The organism is Micromonospora sp. CNZ285, assembly GCF_004637285.1.
In genome coordinates, this window is record NZ_SPQD01000001.1 from 5,673,105 (window position 1) to 5,688,586 (window position 15,482).

The 15,482-nt window shown below is 72.5% G+C and carries 18 protein-coding genes and 1 pseudogene; 15 read left to right on the forward strand and 4 right to left on the reverse strand.

Annotated features, from left to right (window positions below; translation table 11 throughout):
• Position 1 precedes the first annotated feature (1 nt).
• The 3 genes from CLT75_RS26025 to CLT75_RS26035 are packed head-to-tail and all read left to right on the forward strand — an operon-like array spanning position 2 to position 1,895.
• Positions 2-928: a WXG100 family type VII secretion target gene (locus CLT75_RS26025; RefSeq protein WP_135242872.1), complete on the forward strand. Its 927-nt coding sequence runs from the start codon at positions 2-4 to the stop codon at positions 926-928.
• A 9-nt stretch (positions 929-937) separates the two neighbouring features.
• Entirely contained in the window at positions 938-1,291 is a 354-nt protein-coding gene (locus CLT75_RS26030) for a YbaB/EbfC family nucleoid-associated protein (RefSeq protein WP_135242873.1), read from the forward strand.
• Between the two features lie 4 nt (positions 1,292-1,295).
• The gene (locus tag CLT75_RS26035; RefSeq protein WP_135242874.1) at positions 1,296-1,895 is read left to right on the forward strand and encodes a hypothetical protein; all 600 of its coding nucleotides are present in this window, start codon (positions 1,296-1,298) and stop codon (positions 1,893-1,895) included.
• Positions 1,896-2,005: 110 nt separating this feature from the next.
• Here the strand turns inward: CLT75_RS26035 and CLT75_RS26040 are convergent, their stop codons facing one another.
• Positions 2,006-4,051, reverse strand: a complete 2,046-nt coding sequence (locus tag CLT75_RS26040) for a helicase domain-containing protein (RefSeq protein ID WP_135242875.1) — start codon at positions 4,049-4,051, stop codon at positions 2,006-2,008.
• Positions 4,052-4,288: 237 nt separating this feature from the next.
• On the opposite strand from CLT75_RS26040, the pseudogene CLT75_RS26045 reads away from it, so the two are divergent.
• The 5 genes and pseudogenes from CLT75_RS26045 to CLT75_RS26065 form a co-directional block, all read left to right on the forward strand.
• Positions 4,289-4,540, forward strand: a pseudogene (locus tag CLT75_RS26045) (type II toxin-antitoxin system RelE/ParE family toxin); the annotation flags it as partial.
• The gene (locus CLT75_RS26050) at positions 4,537-4,857 is read left to right on the forward strand and encodes a helix-turn-helix domain-containing protein (RefSeq protein ID WP_135242876.1); all 321 of its coding nucleotides are present in this window, start codon (positions 4,537-4,539) and stop codon (positions 4,855-4,857) included. The pseudogene CLT75_RS26045 and the gene CLT75_RS26050, both read left to right, overlap by 4 nt.
• Positions 4,858-4,912: 55 nt before the next feature.
• A complete protein-coding gene (locus CLT75_RS26055; RefSeq protein WP_135242877.1) occupies positions 4,913-5,494 on the forward strand; it encodes a helix-turn-helix domain-containing protein in 582 nt (193 codons plus the stop codon).
• A 42-nt stretch (positions 5,495-5,536) separates the two neighbouring features.
• A complete protein-coding gene (locus CLT75_RS26060; protein ID WP_135242878.1) occupies positions 5,537-6,793 on the forward strand; it encodes an MFS transporter in 1,257 nt (418 codons plus the stop codon).
• Between the two features lie 136 nt (positions 6,794-6,929).
• The gene (locus CLT75_RS26065) at positions 6,930-7,781 is read left to right on the forward strand and encodes a menaquinone biosynthesis protein (RefSeq protein ID WP_135242879.1); all 852 of its coding nucleotides are present in this window, start codon (positions 6,930-6,932) and stop codon (positions 7,779-7,781) included.
• Between the two features lie 69 nt (positions 7,782-7,850).
• Here CLT75_RS26065 and CLT75_RS26070 read toward each other — a convergent pair whose 3' ends face one another.
• Both CLT75_RS26070 and CLT75_RS26075 read right to left on the reverse strand, forming a co-directional pair.
• Positions 7,851-8,786, reverse strand: coding sequence for a hypothetical protein (locus CLT75_RS26070; RefSeq protein WP_135242880.1), 936 nt, complete (start codon positions 8,784-8,786; stop codon positions 7,851-7,853).
• On the reverse strand, positions 8,786-9,766 hold the full coding sequence (locus CLT75_RS26075) for a hypothetical protein (RefSeq protein WP_135242881.1): 981 nt from the start codon (positions 9,764-9,766) through the stop codon (positions 8,786-8,788). The genes CLT75_RS26070 and CLT75_RS26075 overlap by 1 nt, the downstream gene beginning before the upstream one ends.
• Positions 9,767-10,124: 358 nt before the next feature.
• Between CLT75_RS26075 and paaA the strand changes: the two genes are divergently transcribed.
• From paaA to paaE, 5 genes are all read left to right on the forward strand, one after another.
• Complete coding sequence (paaA, locus tag CLT75_RS26080) at positions 10,125-11,192, forward strand: 1,2-phenylacetyl-CoA epoxidase subunit PaaA (RefSeq protein WP_135242882.1); 1,068 nt, start codon at positions 10,125-10,127, stop codon at positions 11,190-11,192.
• Positions 11,193-11,359: 167 nt separating this feature from the next.
• Positions 11,360-11,647, forward strand: coding sequence for a 1,2-phenylacetyl-CoA epoxidase subunit PaaB (gene paaB / locus CLT75_RS26085; protein WP_135244135.1), 288 nt, complete (start codon positions 11,360-11,362; stop codon positions 11,645-11,647).
• The gene (gene paaC / locus CLT75_RS26090) at positions 11,644-12,366 is read left to right on the forward strand and encodes a 1,2-phenylacetyl-CoA epoxidase subunit PaaC (RefSeq protein WP_135242883.1); all 723 of its coding nucleotides are present in this window, start codon (positions 11,644-11,646) and stop codon (positions 12,364-12,366) included. Before paaB ends, paaC begins: the two co-directional genes overlap by 4 nt.
• Before the next feature lie 55 nt (positions 12,367-12,421).
• A complete protein-coding gene (gene paaD / locus CLT75_RS26095) occupies positions 12,422-12,898 on the forward strand; it encodes a 1,2-phenylacetyl-CoA epoxidase subunit PaaD (protein WP_135242884.1) in 477 nt (158 codons plus the stop codon).
• On the forward strand, positions 12,895-14,007 hold the full coding sequence (paaE, locus tag CLT75_RS26100; RefSeq protein ID WP_135242885.1) for a 1,2-phenylacetyl-CoA epoxidase subunit PaaE: 1,113 nt from the start codon (positions 12,895-12,897) through the stop codon (positions 14,005-14,007). Before paaD ends, paaE begins: the two co-directional genes overlap by 4 nt.
• A gap of 12 nt (positions 14,008-14,019) precedes the next feature.
• Here paaE and CLT75_RS26105 read toward each other — a convergent pair whose 3' ends face one another.
• On the reverse strand, positions 14,020-14,670 hold the full coding sequence (locus tag CLT75_RS26105; protein WP_486485272.1) for a hypothetical protein: 651 nt from the start codon (positions 14,668-14,670) through the stop codon (positions 14,020-14,022).
• Positions 14,671-14,774: 104 nt separating this feature from the next.
• On the opposite strand from CLT75_RS26105, the gene CLT75_RS26110 reads away from it, so the two are divergent.
• Both CLT75_RS26110 and CLT75_RS26115 read left to right on the forward strand, forming a co-directional pair.
• Entirely contained in the window at positions 14,775-15,053 is a 279-nt protein-coding gene (locus CLT75_RS26110) for a type II toxin-antitoxin system prevent-host-death family antitoxin (protein WP_135242886.1), read from the forward strand.
• Complete coding sequence (locus CLT75_RS26115; RefSeq protein WP_135242887.1) at positions 15,050-15,460, forward strand: type II toxin-antitoxin system VapC family toxin; 411 nt, start codon at positions 15,050-15,052, stop codon at positions 15,458-15,460. The genes CLT75_RS26110 and CLT75_RS26115 overlap by 4 nt, the downstream gene beginning before the upstream one ends.
• Positions 15,461-15,482 lie beyond the last annotated feature (22 nt).

Consider the following 15,482-nt stretch of genomic DNA (forward strand, 5'->3'; position numbering starts at 1 on the left):
GATGAGCACCGAGGCGCTCCAGCGCAACAAGACCTACTTCGAGCAGATCGTGTCGGGCACGCCCGACCCGTTCAAGCCGCTGTCGAACGCGGTGCTGTGGCCGTTCGAGCAGCTCCTGGAACTGGTCGCCGGTGAGCCGGACGACCTGATGCGGGCGGCCCAGCTCGCGATGACCACCGGCGAGGCGGTCCGGCAGATCGCCGGTGACCAGATCGCCGACCGGGCCCGGCTGCGCGGCGCCTGGGACGGCGACGCGGCGGAGAAGTTCCACGCCTCGATGCAGTCCATCGAGGAGGCGATGGACGATCTGGCAAAGGGGCTGGACGGCACCAAGGAGGTGCTCGTCGACTCCGCGAACGCGTCGGTGGACGCGTTCAACCTGCTGGTCGAGCTGATCCTGGAGTTCCTGCTCTGGTTCCTGACCGAGATCATCATCGCCGCGGTGGCGGCGGCGCTGAGCGCCGGCGTGAGCCTTGCCGCCACTGTGGTGCGGGTGCTGGCCCGGCTCGCCACCACCGTCGGCCGCATGGTCAAGATCGTGGCGCGGTTCGCGGAGATCCTCACGAAGCTCGCCACCAAGCTCCAGAAGGTCGCCAACCTGCTCGACCACTACGCCAAGGTGGTGATGGAGCTGCGGCGGGCCAAGAAGGCGTACAGCGCGTTCAGCAAGTCCGGCTACACGAAGGCGGCGCTCGCCTTCAAGGTCGAACGCGCCGCCGTCCTCTTCCCGGGCAAGTTCGCCATCAACCAGGCGTCCCCGGTGAACATCCCCGGCATCGGCGGCGCCCTGCTCGACACCGGGATGGGTCTGCACGACGTCTCCGACGGGCGCAAGGACCGTAACTACCTGGTGGACGGCACGTACCGCGATGACCTCGGCCCGTACACCAAGGGCGTGCAGAACGTGTTCGACTCGATCGTGAACTGAGAGGCAGCAATGACGTTCCCGGCCCTGGACCGGATCGAGGCGCTGGCCCGCAACCTGGACGGGTGGCAGCGCGAACTCGGCGCACGGATGGCCGAGCTGGAGCAGAGCAGCGCCGAGGGGGTCAGCGACTCCGGCCTGGTCACCGTCGTGGCCGCCGCCGACGGCAAGATCCTCTCCACCGACATCAACGCGCGGGCCATGCGCTTCGACTCGTACACGCTCGCCGAGGAGATCACCTCGGCGGCGAACCGGGCGCAGGAGGCCGCCGCCGCCCGGGTCCGCGAGATCGTCGGCGAGGTGATGGGCAACGCGCCGGGTACGGAGCGCCCCGCCGACGACGGCTACGGCCACGACCGATACTGAGCCGATGGACGAGACCAGATACCGCGACCGGATCGGCCTGCTCGTCGAGCCGGGCGAGCGCGTCCTGGCCCACGCCAAGGCCGACGTCGGCCAGGGGCTCGCTCCGGCACCGCCGCCCGAGCCGGAGTCCACTGTCGAGCCGAGCCGGCGGACTGTCGGCTCGGTGCTGCTCAACGTGCTGCTGCCCCTTGCCACCTGGGACCGGGGCGACCGCCTGGTCGACCTGATCGGCTGGGGGATCGCCGGACGCGGCGCGCCCGGTTCGGCCGCCTCCCGGCTGCACCGTGCGCTCCGCCCGCCCCGGCCCGACCTCCAGGTCCGGGAGACGCTGCTCGCGGTCACCGAGCGGCGGCTGGTGGTCTGCCGCACCGGCGGGGTCAAGCTGCTCGCCGGGCGCGAGGCCGAGGAACGGGCGCTGGCCGAGACCGCCGTGGCGTGGTCGGCCGCACGGAGCGAGATCGCCTCCGCGCGGGTGGGCTGGCACCGGCTCAACCCGAAGCGGCTGCGGATCGACTTCACCGACGGCTCCTGGCTGTCCTTCACCGTGCCGATCGCCGAGTCCGGCCGACCGCTGCGCGAGGTCGCCGCCGCGCTGTCGGGCTGACCCCGGACCGGCCCGCCGGGCCCGCGGCCGGTCGGCCCATGTCAGCGCGGCCGGTCCGCCCATGTCAGCACGGCTGGCCCGGCCACGTCAGCGCGGCCGAGGCGCGCGGGTCAGGCGGCCAGCGGCGCGGGCAGCGGCTCGCGGTGCAGCACGGCCAGACGGGAGACCGCCCGGGTCAGCACCACGTAGAGGCGGTGCAGCCCGCGCGGCTCGGCAGCCACGATCGCGGCCGGCTCGACGACCACCACGTGGTCGTACTCCAGGCCCTTGACCAGCGTCGCCGGGACCACAGTGACGCGCGCCGCGGCCTCGACGTCGTCGGCCGTAGCGGTCTCGACGCCCGCGTCGGCGAGCGCCGCGCGGAGCCGGTCGACCGCGTCGTCCGCCGCGATCACACCGACCGAGCCGTCGTGCGCGAGCGCCGCCCGTACCTCGGCCACCGTCGCGGCCGTCAGGTCCTCGGCGGTACGCACATCGAGCGCGCCGTCGTTGCGCAGCGACCGGGCCGGGGGTACGTCGACGGCGAGCGCCGGCAGCAGCCGGTTCGCGAACGCCACCACGGCGGCGGGCACCCGGAAGCCCACGCTCAACGGCACCACCGCGGCGTCCGGCTTGCCCAGGTGGGCCAGGGAGTCCCGCCAGTCGGTGGCCGCCCACGGCGCGGTGCCCTGGGCCAGGTCGCCGAGCAGCGTGATCGAGCCGTGCTCGCTGCGCCGGGCGATGGCGCGGCACTGCATCGGGGAGAGGTCCTGCGCCTCGTCGACCACCACGTGCCCGAAGCCGCCGGGCCGTTCCAGCAGCCCGGCCACCTCGTCGATGAGCACCGCGTCGGCGGCGGTCCACCGGGTCGCCTTCGCGGTGCGGCCGATCTTGCCGGAGCGGAACAGCTCCTGCTCCTCGGGCGTGAGCAGGCCGTCCGCGGCGGCGGCGAGCGCGTCGGCGTCGGTACGCAGCCGGTGCAGCAGCCCGTCCGGGGTGAGCGCCGGCCAGACCGTGTCGAGCAGGTCGGTGACCGGCTTGATCCGGCTCATCCGGCGCAGCCAGGCGTCGCTCGGTGACTCCGCCCGGCGCGCCTCGGCCTGGCGTTGCAGCAGCCCCACCACCCGCGCCCGGACCCGCTCCCGGCCGGTGGCGTAGGGCAGCCCCTCCTGCCGGGTCTCGGTGACCAGCCGGTGCAGCGGGTCCAGCCCGATCCGCCACCGGTACGAGCCGTCCGACACCATGATCGGCTCGGTCGGCGTACCGATGTGGGCCTCGACGGCCCGGCGCAGCACCTCGGCCATCCGGACGTCGTGCTTGAGCGCGGCGGCGGCCGGGTGGTCGACCGCGCGGACCGGCACCCGCGCGACCAGGTCCTCCACGGTGGCCTGCTCGACCTCGACCTCACCGAGCGCGGGAAGCACCGCCGCGATGTACGACAGGAACGCCCGGTTCGGCCCGACGATCAGTACGCCCGAGCGGCGCAGCCGTTCCCGGTGCAGATAGAGCAGGTACGCGGCGCGGTGCAGCCCGACCGCCGTCTTCCCGGTGCCGGGCGCGCCCTGCACGCAGATCGAGTCGGCCAGGTCGGCGCGGACCAGCTCGTCCTGCTCCGGCTGGATGGTGGCGACGATGTCGCGCATCGGGCCGACGCGGGGGCGCTCGATCTCGGCGGTGAGGATGCGGCTGGCGGTGCCGAGTTCCTCGCCCCGGTCCAGGTGCTCGTCCTCGAAGCTGGTCAGCGTCCCGGCGCTGAACCCGAACCGGCGGCGTACGGCGACACCCTGCGGGTCGCGCGCACTGGCCCGGTAGAACGACCGGGAGACCGGCGCACGCCAGTCCAGCACCAGCGGCTCGCCCAGCTCGTCGGTGACGTGCCGCCGCCCGACGTGGTACTCCCGCCCGGCGTGGTCCGGGTCGTCGCCGCCGAAGTCCAGGCGGCCGAAGAACAGCGGGGTGGTCGGGTCGTCGGCAAGTTCCTTGACCCGCCGGGCCATGTGCCGGCCGAGCTGCTCGGCGGTGTACGAGTCACCGGCCACCTTGTCACCGGTGGCGAAGAGCGCCTCGGCGCGTTCCCGCATCCGTTTCAGCGCGGCGCGGGAGGCGTCGAGGTGGGCACGTTCGGCGGTCAGTTCGGCGTCGAGGCCGGGTGTGGCGTCAAGGTCGGTTGCGGGCACTGTGAACTCCGATGGCTCAACTGAGGCTCGCTCGCGTGTCCGGGGCGGTTGGCCTGCTCCCGGCGCGGGGACGTCCGCTGCGGTGCATGCTCACCGCGGCCGTCGGGCGGTCCTCCACGCTACGGGAGCACCGGCAGGTCGCGCCAACGAATTCCGGGATGGCTGGCGTTTCGCTCGACCCGGCCTCCACCTTAAGAATATTATTAAGTCCGGAGGCGGGGATGGAGAGTGGGAGATCCTGATGACAGGCGACCTCTCGTCGACAGCATCACCGCCTCGCGTCTGAGCAACCTCAAGGAGCTGCGGCCGCCGTCGGCGGGGCGCACCGAGATCAGGATGCTGTTCGTCTTCGATCCATGGCGCTCAGCGGTGCTGCTGGTCGCCGGCGACAAGTCCGGGCAGTGGACACGGTGGTACCGCGAAGCCATACCGGAGGCGGAGCAGCTGTACGACACGTACCTGAAGGAACGGCAGGAGGAGAACCGATGAGCGGCGTCAAGCGCTGGCGTGACACCACCCACCTGGGCCGGGCGATCGACACTGCCGGCGGCCCGCGCGCGTTCGAGGCCGAGGTCGGGGAGATGCTCGATCATGCGCGCGGGTGGCGGCTCGCCGAGCTGCGCAAGCGGCGGGAGATGACGCAGGAGCAGGTGGCGTCGAGGATGGGTGTCTCGGTCGCCCGGGTCTCGCAGATCGAGGCGGGCAACGTCGCGACCCAGGAGGTGCTCGCGCGCTACATCGGTGCGCTCGGCGGCACCCTCAAGTTGATCGCCGACTTCGGCGACGAGCAGCTCAAGGTCGCCTGAATCCGATGGTTCCACCGCTGGATCCCGGCGTCCGCCGGCGCGGGATCATTGAGGCATGACCGAGGCGCTTCCCGGCCGGAGCCGGGTGACGATCAGTGATCCGCAGGTGATGCGGGCGCTCGCTCACCCGGCCCGCATGGCGATCATGGAACATCTCGGCACGCTGGAGGGTGGCGCGACGGCCACCGAGTGCGCCGAGATCGCCGGGCTGTCGCCGAGCGCGACCAGCTACCACCTGCGCGAGCTGGCGAAGTTCGGGCTGGTCCGGCAGGCGCCGGGCCGGGGTGACGCCCGGGAGCGGGTGTGGCAGGCGGTGAACCCGTCGTATCACGTCGAGGTGGGGCCGGACGCCGATCCGGAGGCGCGTGCCGCCGAGGCGGCCCTGGTCGAGGCGCACATGGTCCGTGACGCCCAGCGGGTCCGGGAGTGGTTGCGCCGCGCGGCGGACGAGTCGCCGGAGTGGTACGCGGCCACGTGGTTCAGCGACAGCGTGCTGCTCATGACCGCCGAGGAGCTGACCGAGCTGAACCAGGCGATCCAGGCGCTGATGGAGCCGTACCGGCGGCGGACCCGGACCGATCCGCCGGCCGGGGCTCGGCCGGTGGCGACGCAGTACCGGGCGATGCCTCTCGACTGACGGGGGTTGCGTACGGCAGTTATGAAGGATTACTTTCGAAGTATGCCCTTCACAACTGACGAGTCGCGCTGGCCGGACGTCTGGCTCGCGGCCACCGCGCGCGGCATCTCCAGTTGCGGGGACTTCCTCGCCGCCGCCACGCTCACGCTCGCGCTCCAGTCCGCCGGCGCCGGCGGACTCGCCGTCTCCGGGCTCCTGCTGGCCGCGACGCTGCCGCTCGTGGTGCTCGCGCCGCTGACCGGCCGGCTCGCCGACCGGGTGGACAGCCGGGTGCTGCTCGTCGCCGCCGGTCTCGCCCAGGGCGCGGTCTGCCTGGCCCTCGCGTACGCCCGGGATCCGGTGCTGGTGATCGCGCTCGTGGCGCTGCTCGCGACCGGGCTCGCGGTCACCCAGCCGGCGATCGCCGCGCTGGTGCCGGTGATGGTCCGGCCCGAGGACCTGCCCCGTGCGGGCGCGCTCAACCAGACCGCCGGGACGCTCGGCGCGCTCGCCGGTCCGGCGCTGGCCGGGCTGCTCGTCGGGCAGTTCGGCACCCGGGTGCCGCTGCTCGTCGACGCGTTCAGCTACCTCGCGCTGGTGGTGGCCGGGCTGCTCATCCGTACCCGCAGGGGAGGGCGCCGGACGCCGGCCGCGGTCGCCGCGGCGGTCGCGCCCGCGTGGCGGCTGCGCCGTGACCCGCTGCTGACGGTGATGGTCGGCAGCGTGGCCGCGGTGATCGGCGCGGTCGGCGCGGTGAACGTGATCGAGGTCTTCTTCATCCGGGAGACGCTCGGCAGCAGCACCACCGTGTACGGCCTGGTCACCGGCTCCTGGACGCTCGGCATCGTGCTCGGCGCGTGGCTGTTCGCCCGGGTGGCTCGCCGGCTCGCCGACGACGGCGCGCTGCTCGGGGCCGGGCTGGTGCTGCTCGGCGGATGCTGCCTGGCGGTGCTCGTCTCGGCCGCGGTGCCCTCGGCCTGGCTGCTCGTGCCCATCTGGCTGGCGGGCGGCGTGGCAAACGGCGGCAACAACGTCTTCGACCAGTTGCTGCTGGCTCGGCGGGTGCCCGAGGCGTCCCGGGGCCGGGCGTTCGCCGTCTTCGGAGCGGCCGCGCAGGGGGCGGCGATGGGCGGCTACCTGGTCGGCGGCCTGCTGCTGGAGGTGGCCGGCCCGCGCGTCCTGATCGCCGGCTGCGGCGTGGCCGGCCTGCTGGTCGTGGTGGCGCTGCTCGGGCCGGTCCGCCGCGCGGTACGCGCCGAGCGCACCGTCGCCCGTACGGCCACGCCTGCCGCCGGATCCGTGGCGGCGAAGTCCGTCTGACCGCTGGTGTTAAGAAGGGACCCTTCCTCTACCGGAGGCGTTAACAAGGGGCCCTTCCTTCCCGCCGGGAGCGGAGTTCACCACTCGATCGGATCCCCAGGCGGCGCGGCGGAAGCCACGGCGATACGGTCGGGTCATGGCCGACCGCATCGCCCGCCCCCGCGTGGGGCACATTCAGTTCCTCAACTGCCTGCCCATCTACTGGGGGCTGATGCGGTCCGGCGCGCTGATCGACGTCGACCTGCACAAGGACTCGCCGGACCGGCTGAGCGCCGACCTGGTCGCCGGTGACCTGGACATCGGCCCGATCACGCTGGTGGAGTTCCTCAAGCACGCCGACGACCTGCTGCTCCTGCCCGACCTGGCGGTCGGCAGCGACGGGCCGGTGCTCTCGGTGAACGTGGTGTCCACCCGCCCGCTGGGCGAGCTGGACGGCGCCCGGGTGGCGCTCGGCTCCACGTCGCGTACCGGGGTGCTGCTGGCCCAGCTTCTGCTCGCCGAGCGGCACGGGGTGCGCCCGGAGTACTTCCGCTGCCCGCCGGACCTGACCCAGATGCTGCTGGAGGCCGACGCCGGGGTGCTGATCGGTGACGTGGCGCTGCGCGCGCTCTACGAGGCGCCGGCCAAGGGCCTCGAGGTGACCGACCTGGGGCAGGCGTGGCACGACTGGACCGGCCTGCCGATGGTGTTCGCCGTCTGGGCGGTACGCCGCGAGTTCGCCGCCGCCCACCCGGGCCTGGTCAAGGAGGTGCACGAGGCGTTCCTGCGCTCGCGTGACCTGTGCCTGGCCGAGCTGGACCAGGTGGCGGAGGCGGCGGCGCGCTGGGAGACGTTCGACGCGGAGACGCTCGCCACGTACTTCCGGGCGCTCGACTTCTCGCTCGGTGAGCGGCAGGTGGCCGGGCTGCGCGAGTTCGCCCGCCGGGCGGCCGCGTACGGGGAGGTGCCGGCGCTGCCGGCCGGCGGCCCGGAGTTCTTCCAGGGCTGACCGCGCCACCGCCCGGGGCTCAGGTCGGCGGGCGGGCGCGTGTGGCTCAGACTGCCGGACCTCGCGGGCTCAGGTCGCGGGGCGCAGCAGCGCCTTGGTGATCCGTTCGCAGGCGTCCATGCCGTACTCCCAGCCGCCCTCGACGCCGAACGGGGTGCGCAGCATCACGCCCATCGTCCAGGTGTCGCCGATGGCCAGGCAGTTGACGTGGTACTCCTCTTCCTTGTCCCGGTCGATCCACCCGTTCTTGATGGCGATCTTCTTCTGCTCGGCCGCCGGGAACGCCTTGCGGATGCCGAAGTCACCGGGAGCGCGGACCTGGCGCATCTCGTTGAGCAGCCACTTCGTCCACTTCGGCCCGGCCGCGCGGCCGTCGTCGATGCAGAGACCGAGCCGGGCGGTGTCCCGGGGGGACAGTTCGGTGCGGCTCCAGCCGCCGTCGGAGGCGACCTCGCTGTCGGTCAGCTTGCAGATCGAGATCAGCCGCTCGATCGAGTCCGAGCCGCCGACGCTCTCGTAGAACTCCTGGGCGCGGGTGTTGTCGCTGTCCCGGATGATCTTCGTGGCGTCGGCCAGCTTCGCGTTGCTCGGCGTCTTGCCGTCCTCGGCGCTCAGGCGCAGGTAGTCGGCCACCACCCAGGACTTGATCAGGGATGCGGTCGTGCTCGTCTCGCCCATGTTCGCCGAGCCGATGATCTTCCCGGTGCGCTTGTCCAGCACGGACCAGGCGTACCAGCCCTTGATCTTCAGGCTGTCCAGGTTCTTCGCCTGGAACGGTAGCGGGGCGATCGACGGTGAGGGGGCGACGCGCGGCGCGTTGCGGTCGACGGACTGCTGAGCGGACCGCTCGTTCGTCGGTTCGGGATGCGAGTTCGCGGTCGCCTCCAGCGGCGAGCCGGGGATCACGCGCAGGGAGAGGCCGAGCAGGCCGACGAGGACCGCAGCCAGGGCGCTGAAGGCGAGCGGGCGCCGATAGCTGCCGGGCCGACGCCGGGCACCGGCCATCAGAGCTTCCCGACCGGCTGCTGCGGCACCTTGAGTGCGGCGCCGGGCTGCGGCGTCACGAGCTGGGTGGCGACGGAGGCGCACACCTTCGCACCGTACGGCAGGCCGGCGCTGCCCGGGTACCGCATCATCACGGAGAGACTCCACTTGTCGGTGAACGCCAGGCAGCTGACGTGCCAGTTGCCGTCGTAGGCGAGCTGGGTCCAGCCGTTCTTCATGTGCACCGGGCCCTGCGACTTGACCGTCGCCGGCAGGCCGTCGATGATGCCCCACCGGCCGCCGCCGGACCGCGCGCCCTGCTTGTTGACGCTGCCGGCCACCTTGGTCATCTCGGTGAGCAGCCACTTGGTCCACTTGGGCCCGGCGGCGCGGCCGTCGGCGATGCAGTCGCCGAGGCGGACCGCGTCGCGCGGGGACATCTCGGTGAAGCTCCACCAGCCCTTGTACTGGGGTACGTCGCCGGGTTTGGTGTCGGTCAGGCCGCAGATCCGGATCGCGCGGGCGATGACCGGGTCCGGCTTGCCGCCCGGCTGGGGCTTGTAGGAGCCGCCGGCCGCCCGGTAGACCATGTTCGCGCCGTCGTCGTCGCTGTTCCGGATCGCCAGGATCGCCGACTTCTGGAGCCCGGCGGTCGGTTCCTTGTCGCCGAGCTGGCGCAGGTAGTCGGCGACGATCCAGGCCTTGAGCATCGACTCGGTGGAGCTGGTCTGGTTCATGTTCTTCGCGCCGGTGACGGTGCCGGTCTCGCGGTCCATCAGGGCCCAGGAGAAGAACTCGCCCTTGAAGTTCACCGACACCGGGGCGTCGGCGAGCGTCGGGGGCGCAGGCGCGGTCGGCGTCGGCGCCGGGACCTGCGCGCCGCCGCCGAGGCCGCCCGCGTCGCCGCCGCCGGCGAGCTTCGCGTACGCGGCCGGCACCAGCATGACGCCACCGATGAGGATCGCCACGATGGCGACCGCCATGGTCACGCGAGGTCGCATGAGTGGTGAACTCCAGATGTCTGGCCGGGGGGACCGGCACTTCCGCATGGGTCCGGCCCGGTCGCCGACAGGCCGGGGGACGATGGCCTGAACGGTGACGATCATGAAGCCGAACGGTTTGCCGGGGGGAAGTCTACTTCCGGACAGCCCTGATGCCAGGTCTCGACACCCGTGACTTTGCCGGGTGGGCGGGATATTGAGCCGCTTTGCCGCCCTTGGGGGATTTCCTCTATTCCGAGTGATCGACATCACAGCTACCAGCGCCGATGGCGGCGCGCGCACGGCCGGTGACGCCAGGTGGCCCGGAAACCTGTTACACCCTCTGGTGTCGTTCGTGCCGAGCTGTAACACTGGCTGCATGTATGGCAATGACTTCGCCCCGCCCGAGGACGCTCCGGGCGGCGGCCTGCTCGGCGAGGTGGAGGCGGCGGAGGCGGCGCTGCGCGAGGCGGCGGCACGTGCCCGGCGCGGTGGCGCGGCCCCGGACGAGGACGTCGAGGCGTACTTCGCCGACGTCATCGGCGCCGACCAGAAGATCGAGCCCCGCGACTGGATGCCCGAGGCGTACCGCCGGACGCTGATCCGGCAGATCGCCCAGCACGCCCACTCCGAGATCATCGGCATGCAGCCGGAGGGCAACTGGATCAGCCGGGCGCCGTCGCTCAAGCGCAAGGCGATCCTGCTCGCGAAGGTGCAGGACGAGGCCGGTCACGGCCTCTACCTCTACGCGGCCGCCGAGACGCTCGGCATCAGCCGCGACGAGCTGGTGGAGCTGCTGCTCGACGGGCGGCAGAAGTACAGCTCGATCTTCAACTACCCGACGCTGACCTGGGCCGACGTGGGCGCGATCGGCTGGCTCGTGGACGGCGCGGCGATCGTCAACCAGGTGCCGCTGTGCCGCTGCTCCTACGGCCCGTACGCCCGGGCGATGATCCGGGTCTGCAAGGAGGAGTCGTTCCACCAGCGGCAGGGCTACGAGATCCTGCACACGCTGGCGCACGGCACCCCGGCGCAGAAGGCGATGGCGCAGGACGCGGTGGACCGCTGGTGGTACCCGTCACTGGCCATGTTCGGCCCGCCGGACGGCGACTCGACGCACAGCGCCCAGTCCATGGCCTGGAAGATCAAGCGCTTCTCCAACGACGAGCTGCGCCAGCGCTTCGTCGACATGTGCGTCGGTCAGGCGGAGGTGCTCGGCCTCACCCTCCCCGACCCGGACCTGCGCTGGAACGACGAGCGGCAGGCGTACGACTACACCCAGCCCGACTACGCCGAGCTGATGCGGGTGATCAAGGGCGACGGGCCGTGCAACAGGGAGCGCATGGCGCACCGGCGCAAGGCGCACGCCGACGGCGCGTGGGTTCGGGAGGCCGCCGCGGCGTACGCCGCGAAGCGGGCGGAGCGAAAGGAGCCGGTGGCGGCATGAGCGAACGCACCGAGCGAAGCGAGGGCCGTGAGGGCATGCCAGGTCGGCACGGCATGAGCGAACGCACCGAGCGAAGCGAGGGCCGTGAGGGCATGCCAGGTCGGCACGGCATGAGCGAACGCACCGAGCGAAGCGAGGGCCGTGAGGGCATGCCAGATCGGCACGGCATGAGCGGCCCATCCTCTCCCCTGTGGGAGGTCTTCGTGCGGGCGCGCCGTGGCCTGTCGCACACGCACGTCGGCAGCCTGCACGCCCCCGACGCCGAGATGGCCCTGCGCAACGCCCGGGACCTCTACACCCGCCGCCAGGAGGGCGTCTCCATCTGGGTGGTGCCGGCGAGCGCGATCACCGCGTCCAGCCCGGACGAGAAGGACGCGTTCTTCGACCCGGCCGCCGACAAGGTCTACCGGCACCCCACCTTCTACGAGGTCCCCGAAGGGGCTGCGCACCTATGAGCCTGTTCGACTTCACGCTCGCCGTCGGTGACGACGCGCTCATCGCGGCGCAGCGCCTCGGTGAGTGGACCTCCCGCGCGCCCGAGATGGAGGAGGACATCGCGCTCGCCAACATCGCCCTGGACCAGCTCGGCGCGGCGCGGCTGCTGCTCACGTACGCCGGCGAGCTGGAGGGCGCGGGCCGCGACGAGGACGACCTGGCCTACCTGCGCGACGACCGCGAGTTCCGCAACTGCCTGCTGGTCGAACTACCGAACGGCGACTTCGGCGTGACCATGGCGAAGCTGTTCTTCCTGGCCGCATACCAGTCGCCGCTCTACACGGCGCTGGCCGGCTGCGCGGACGAGCGGCTCGCGGCGGTGGGGGCGAAGGCGCGCAAGGAGTCGGCGTACCACCTGGACCACGCCGCGCTGTGGGTGAAGCGGCTCGGCGACGGCACCGAGGAGTCGCACCGGCGCATGCAGGACGCGGTCGACCAGGTGTGGCCGTACGTCCACGAGCTGTTCGCCCCGGACCCGGCGGCGCCGGTCGACCCGTCCACCCTTCGGGCCGACTTCGACGCCACCGTGTCCGCGGTGCTGGACGAGGCCACGCTGACCCGGCCGGAGACCGGCTGGGCGCCCGGTGGCGGCCGGGACGGCCTGCACACCGAACACCTCTCCTACCTGCTCGCCGAGATGCAGGTGCTGCACCGCGCCCACCCCGGAGCGCGCTGGTGAGCGCGAGGAGTGCAGCGGAGCGGAGCCCCGCAGTCGCGAACGGAGGGTGGCGCTGGTGACCGACGCCAGGGCGGCAGCGGCGGCGGTGGTGGACCCGGAGATCCGGGTCATCACCATCGACGAGCTGGGCATCCTGCGCGCTGTCGACGAGGAACCGGACACCGGCCGGGTCGTCGTCACCATCACCCCCACCTACACCGGCTGCCCGGCGATGGATGTGATCCGGGAGGACATCCGCCGGGCGCTGGCCGCCGCCGGGCACCCGGACGCCGAGGTCCGCACCGTCTACCACCCGGCGTGGAGCACCGACTGGATCTCCGACACCGGCCGGGCCAAGCTCGCCGCCGCCGGCATCGCCCCACCCGCGCCGCGCGGCGACGACACGGTGGTGCCGCTGACCCTCGCCGTACGCTGTCCGCGCTGCGGGTCGCCGGAGACCACCCAGATCAGCCGCTTCGGCTCCACCGCGTGCAAGGCGCTGTGGCGCTGCCGGTCCTGTTCCGAACCCTTCGACCACCTGAAGGCGCTGTGACTGTCACCATCACCCGGCCGGTGCGCCGCCGGCCGGTCTTCCACCCGCTGCCCGTCGCCGCCGTGGACCGGCTCACCGACGACTCGGTGTCGATCACGTTCGCGGTACCGGAGGCGCTGCGCGAGACGTTCGCGTTCTCCGCCGGGCAGCACCTCACCGTCCGCCGCCCGGCCGACGGCGACGGCGAGGAGGTGCGGCGGTCGTACTCGATCTGCTCCACCCCCGACGAGCTGGCCCGGCACGGCCGGTTGCGGGTCGGGGTGCGTGAGGTCCCGGGTGGGGCGTTCTCCGCGTACGCCTGCGGCGCGCTGCGCGGCGGCGACACCGTCGAGGTGCTGCCGCCGCTGGGCCACTTCACCTCCGCGTTCACCCCGGACCGGGCCCGCCGGTACGGCGCGGTGGTCGCCGGTTCCGGCATCACCCCGGTCCTCGGGCTGGCCGCGACCGCGCTGGCCACCGAGCCGCGCAGCACGTTCACGCTCGTGTACGGCAACCGCACGGCGAACTCGGTGATGTTCGCCGAGGAGCTGGCCGACCTGAAGGACCGCTACCCGACCCGGTTGCACCTGGTGCACGTGCTGTCCCGGGAGATGGGCGAGTCGGCGCTGCTGTCCGGGCGGATCGACGCCGACCGGCTGACCCGGCTGCTCGACACCGTCGTACCCGGTGACGAGATCGAGGAGTGGTTCCTCTGCGGCCCGTACGGCATGGTGGTGGACGCCAAGGCGGTGCTCGCGGGTCGCGGCGTGCCGGACGCGGCGGTGCACACCGAGCTGTTCCACGTCGACGCCCCGCCGGAGCCGGTGCGGCGCGAGACCGACCGGCCCGGGACCGGCACCGAGGTGACGATCCTGCTGGACGGGCGCTCGTCCAGCTTCACGATGGGCCGGGACGAGCGGGTGCTCGACGCGGCGCTGCGGGTGCGCGGCGAGTTGCCGTACGCCTGCAAGGGCGGGGTGTGCTCGACCTGCCGGGCCAAGGTGACGTCCGGTGAGGTGACGATGGCGCGCAACTACGCGCTGGAGCCCGACGAGGTGGCAGCCGGTTACGTGCTGACCTGCCAGTCCAGCCCGGTCACCGACGAACTCACTGTCGACTACGACGCCTAGCGGCGCCGCCGGTCAGAACACCACGGGCGGTGCCGTGGAGGCGCGGCCACGGGCCCGGCTGACGTGGCCGCGCCACCCGCCGACCAGCGCGAGCAGGGTCCATCCCGCCGCGCCGAGCACGAGCATGCCCCGCTTCCCGTCCGGGTCCACGTCCCGCGCGTCGGCAAGTTCCACCTCGCCCCGCGGGTCGACGACCACTGTCAGTCGCTGGCCGACCCGATAGCCGGGGGAGCTGCCCCGGTAGACCAGCGGCTCGTCGAGCCGGCCGGTGTCGCCCTGGAGGACGAACTCGTGCCGCTTGCCGACGGTCTGCACGTCGGTGATCGTCACCTGCTGGGCGACGCCGCGCTCCCGAAGGACCGACTCCGGCGCGAGCTGCACGGTGCCCACCAGCACGAACAGAGCCGGCAGCACCGACAGGAGGGTCAGCCACCAGCCCCGGTGCAGCAGGCGCAGGCCGACCGCGAAGGCGAGACAGCCGGCCAGGGCGACGGAGATCGGCACGGCGATCGGCAGGCCCACGGTGAGGTGGCCGACCACCGCGCTGACCGCGATCACGGCGAGGCCGAAGCCGACGAGCACGGCGGTCATGGTGAGGGACCAGAGGGCGGAGCGGGCGCCGGCCACGCGTACGGGAGTGGGCGGGGGCGATACGACTGACACGTCGAGAGCGTAGGCGGGCGGCGCCAGCGCTCCGCATCCCGCAGTGGCGTTTCGAGTCGACCGCCATCCGTGACGCGTAGAACGTTACGTCCTACACTTGCCTCATGGAGCAGATCGCCGTCCGGGAGCTGAATCAGCACACCAGCCGGGTGCTGGCGCGGGTGCGCGCCGGTGCGACGGTCGAGGTGACCGATCGGGGTGAGCCGATCGCCCGCCTCGTCCCGGTGCTGGCCGGTGACGCACTTCTCGGCCGGTTGGTGGCCGAGGGCCGGGCCACGGCCCCGACCACGACCGGCCCGGTCCCGATGCCGCCGGTACTCGGGGATCCCACGGTGGACGCGGCGGCCGCGCTGGTCGAGGCGCGCGACGAGGAGCGCTGGTGATCTACCTCGACTCGGCGGCGGTCATCAAGATGCTGCGGCGGGAGGTGGAGACGGCGGATCTGCTCGGCTGGCTGAACGAGCGCGCCGGCACCGCCTTGGTGTCGTCGGCCCTCGTCGAGGTGGAGGTGCCACGGGCGTTGCGTCGCGCCGCTCCACAGGCGCTGGTGGGTGTCCCCTCGGTGCTGGGACGTCTCTACCGGGTCGAGATCGACGCCACGGTCCGGGCGACAGCGGGCGCGTATCCGGAGCCGATGCTGCGCAGCCTGGACGCCGTTCACCTCGCCACCGCCGAGATCCTGGCCCGGCAGGCGGCGGCCGAATTCGTCGCGTTCGTCACGTACGACAAGCGGCTGCTGGAGGCGGCCAAGGCGATCGGGCTGCCAGTGGCCAGTCCGGGCATGCCCTGACCGGGTGGGTCTCTCGTCACCG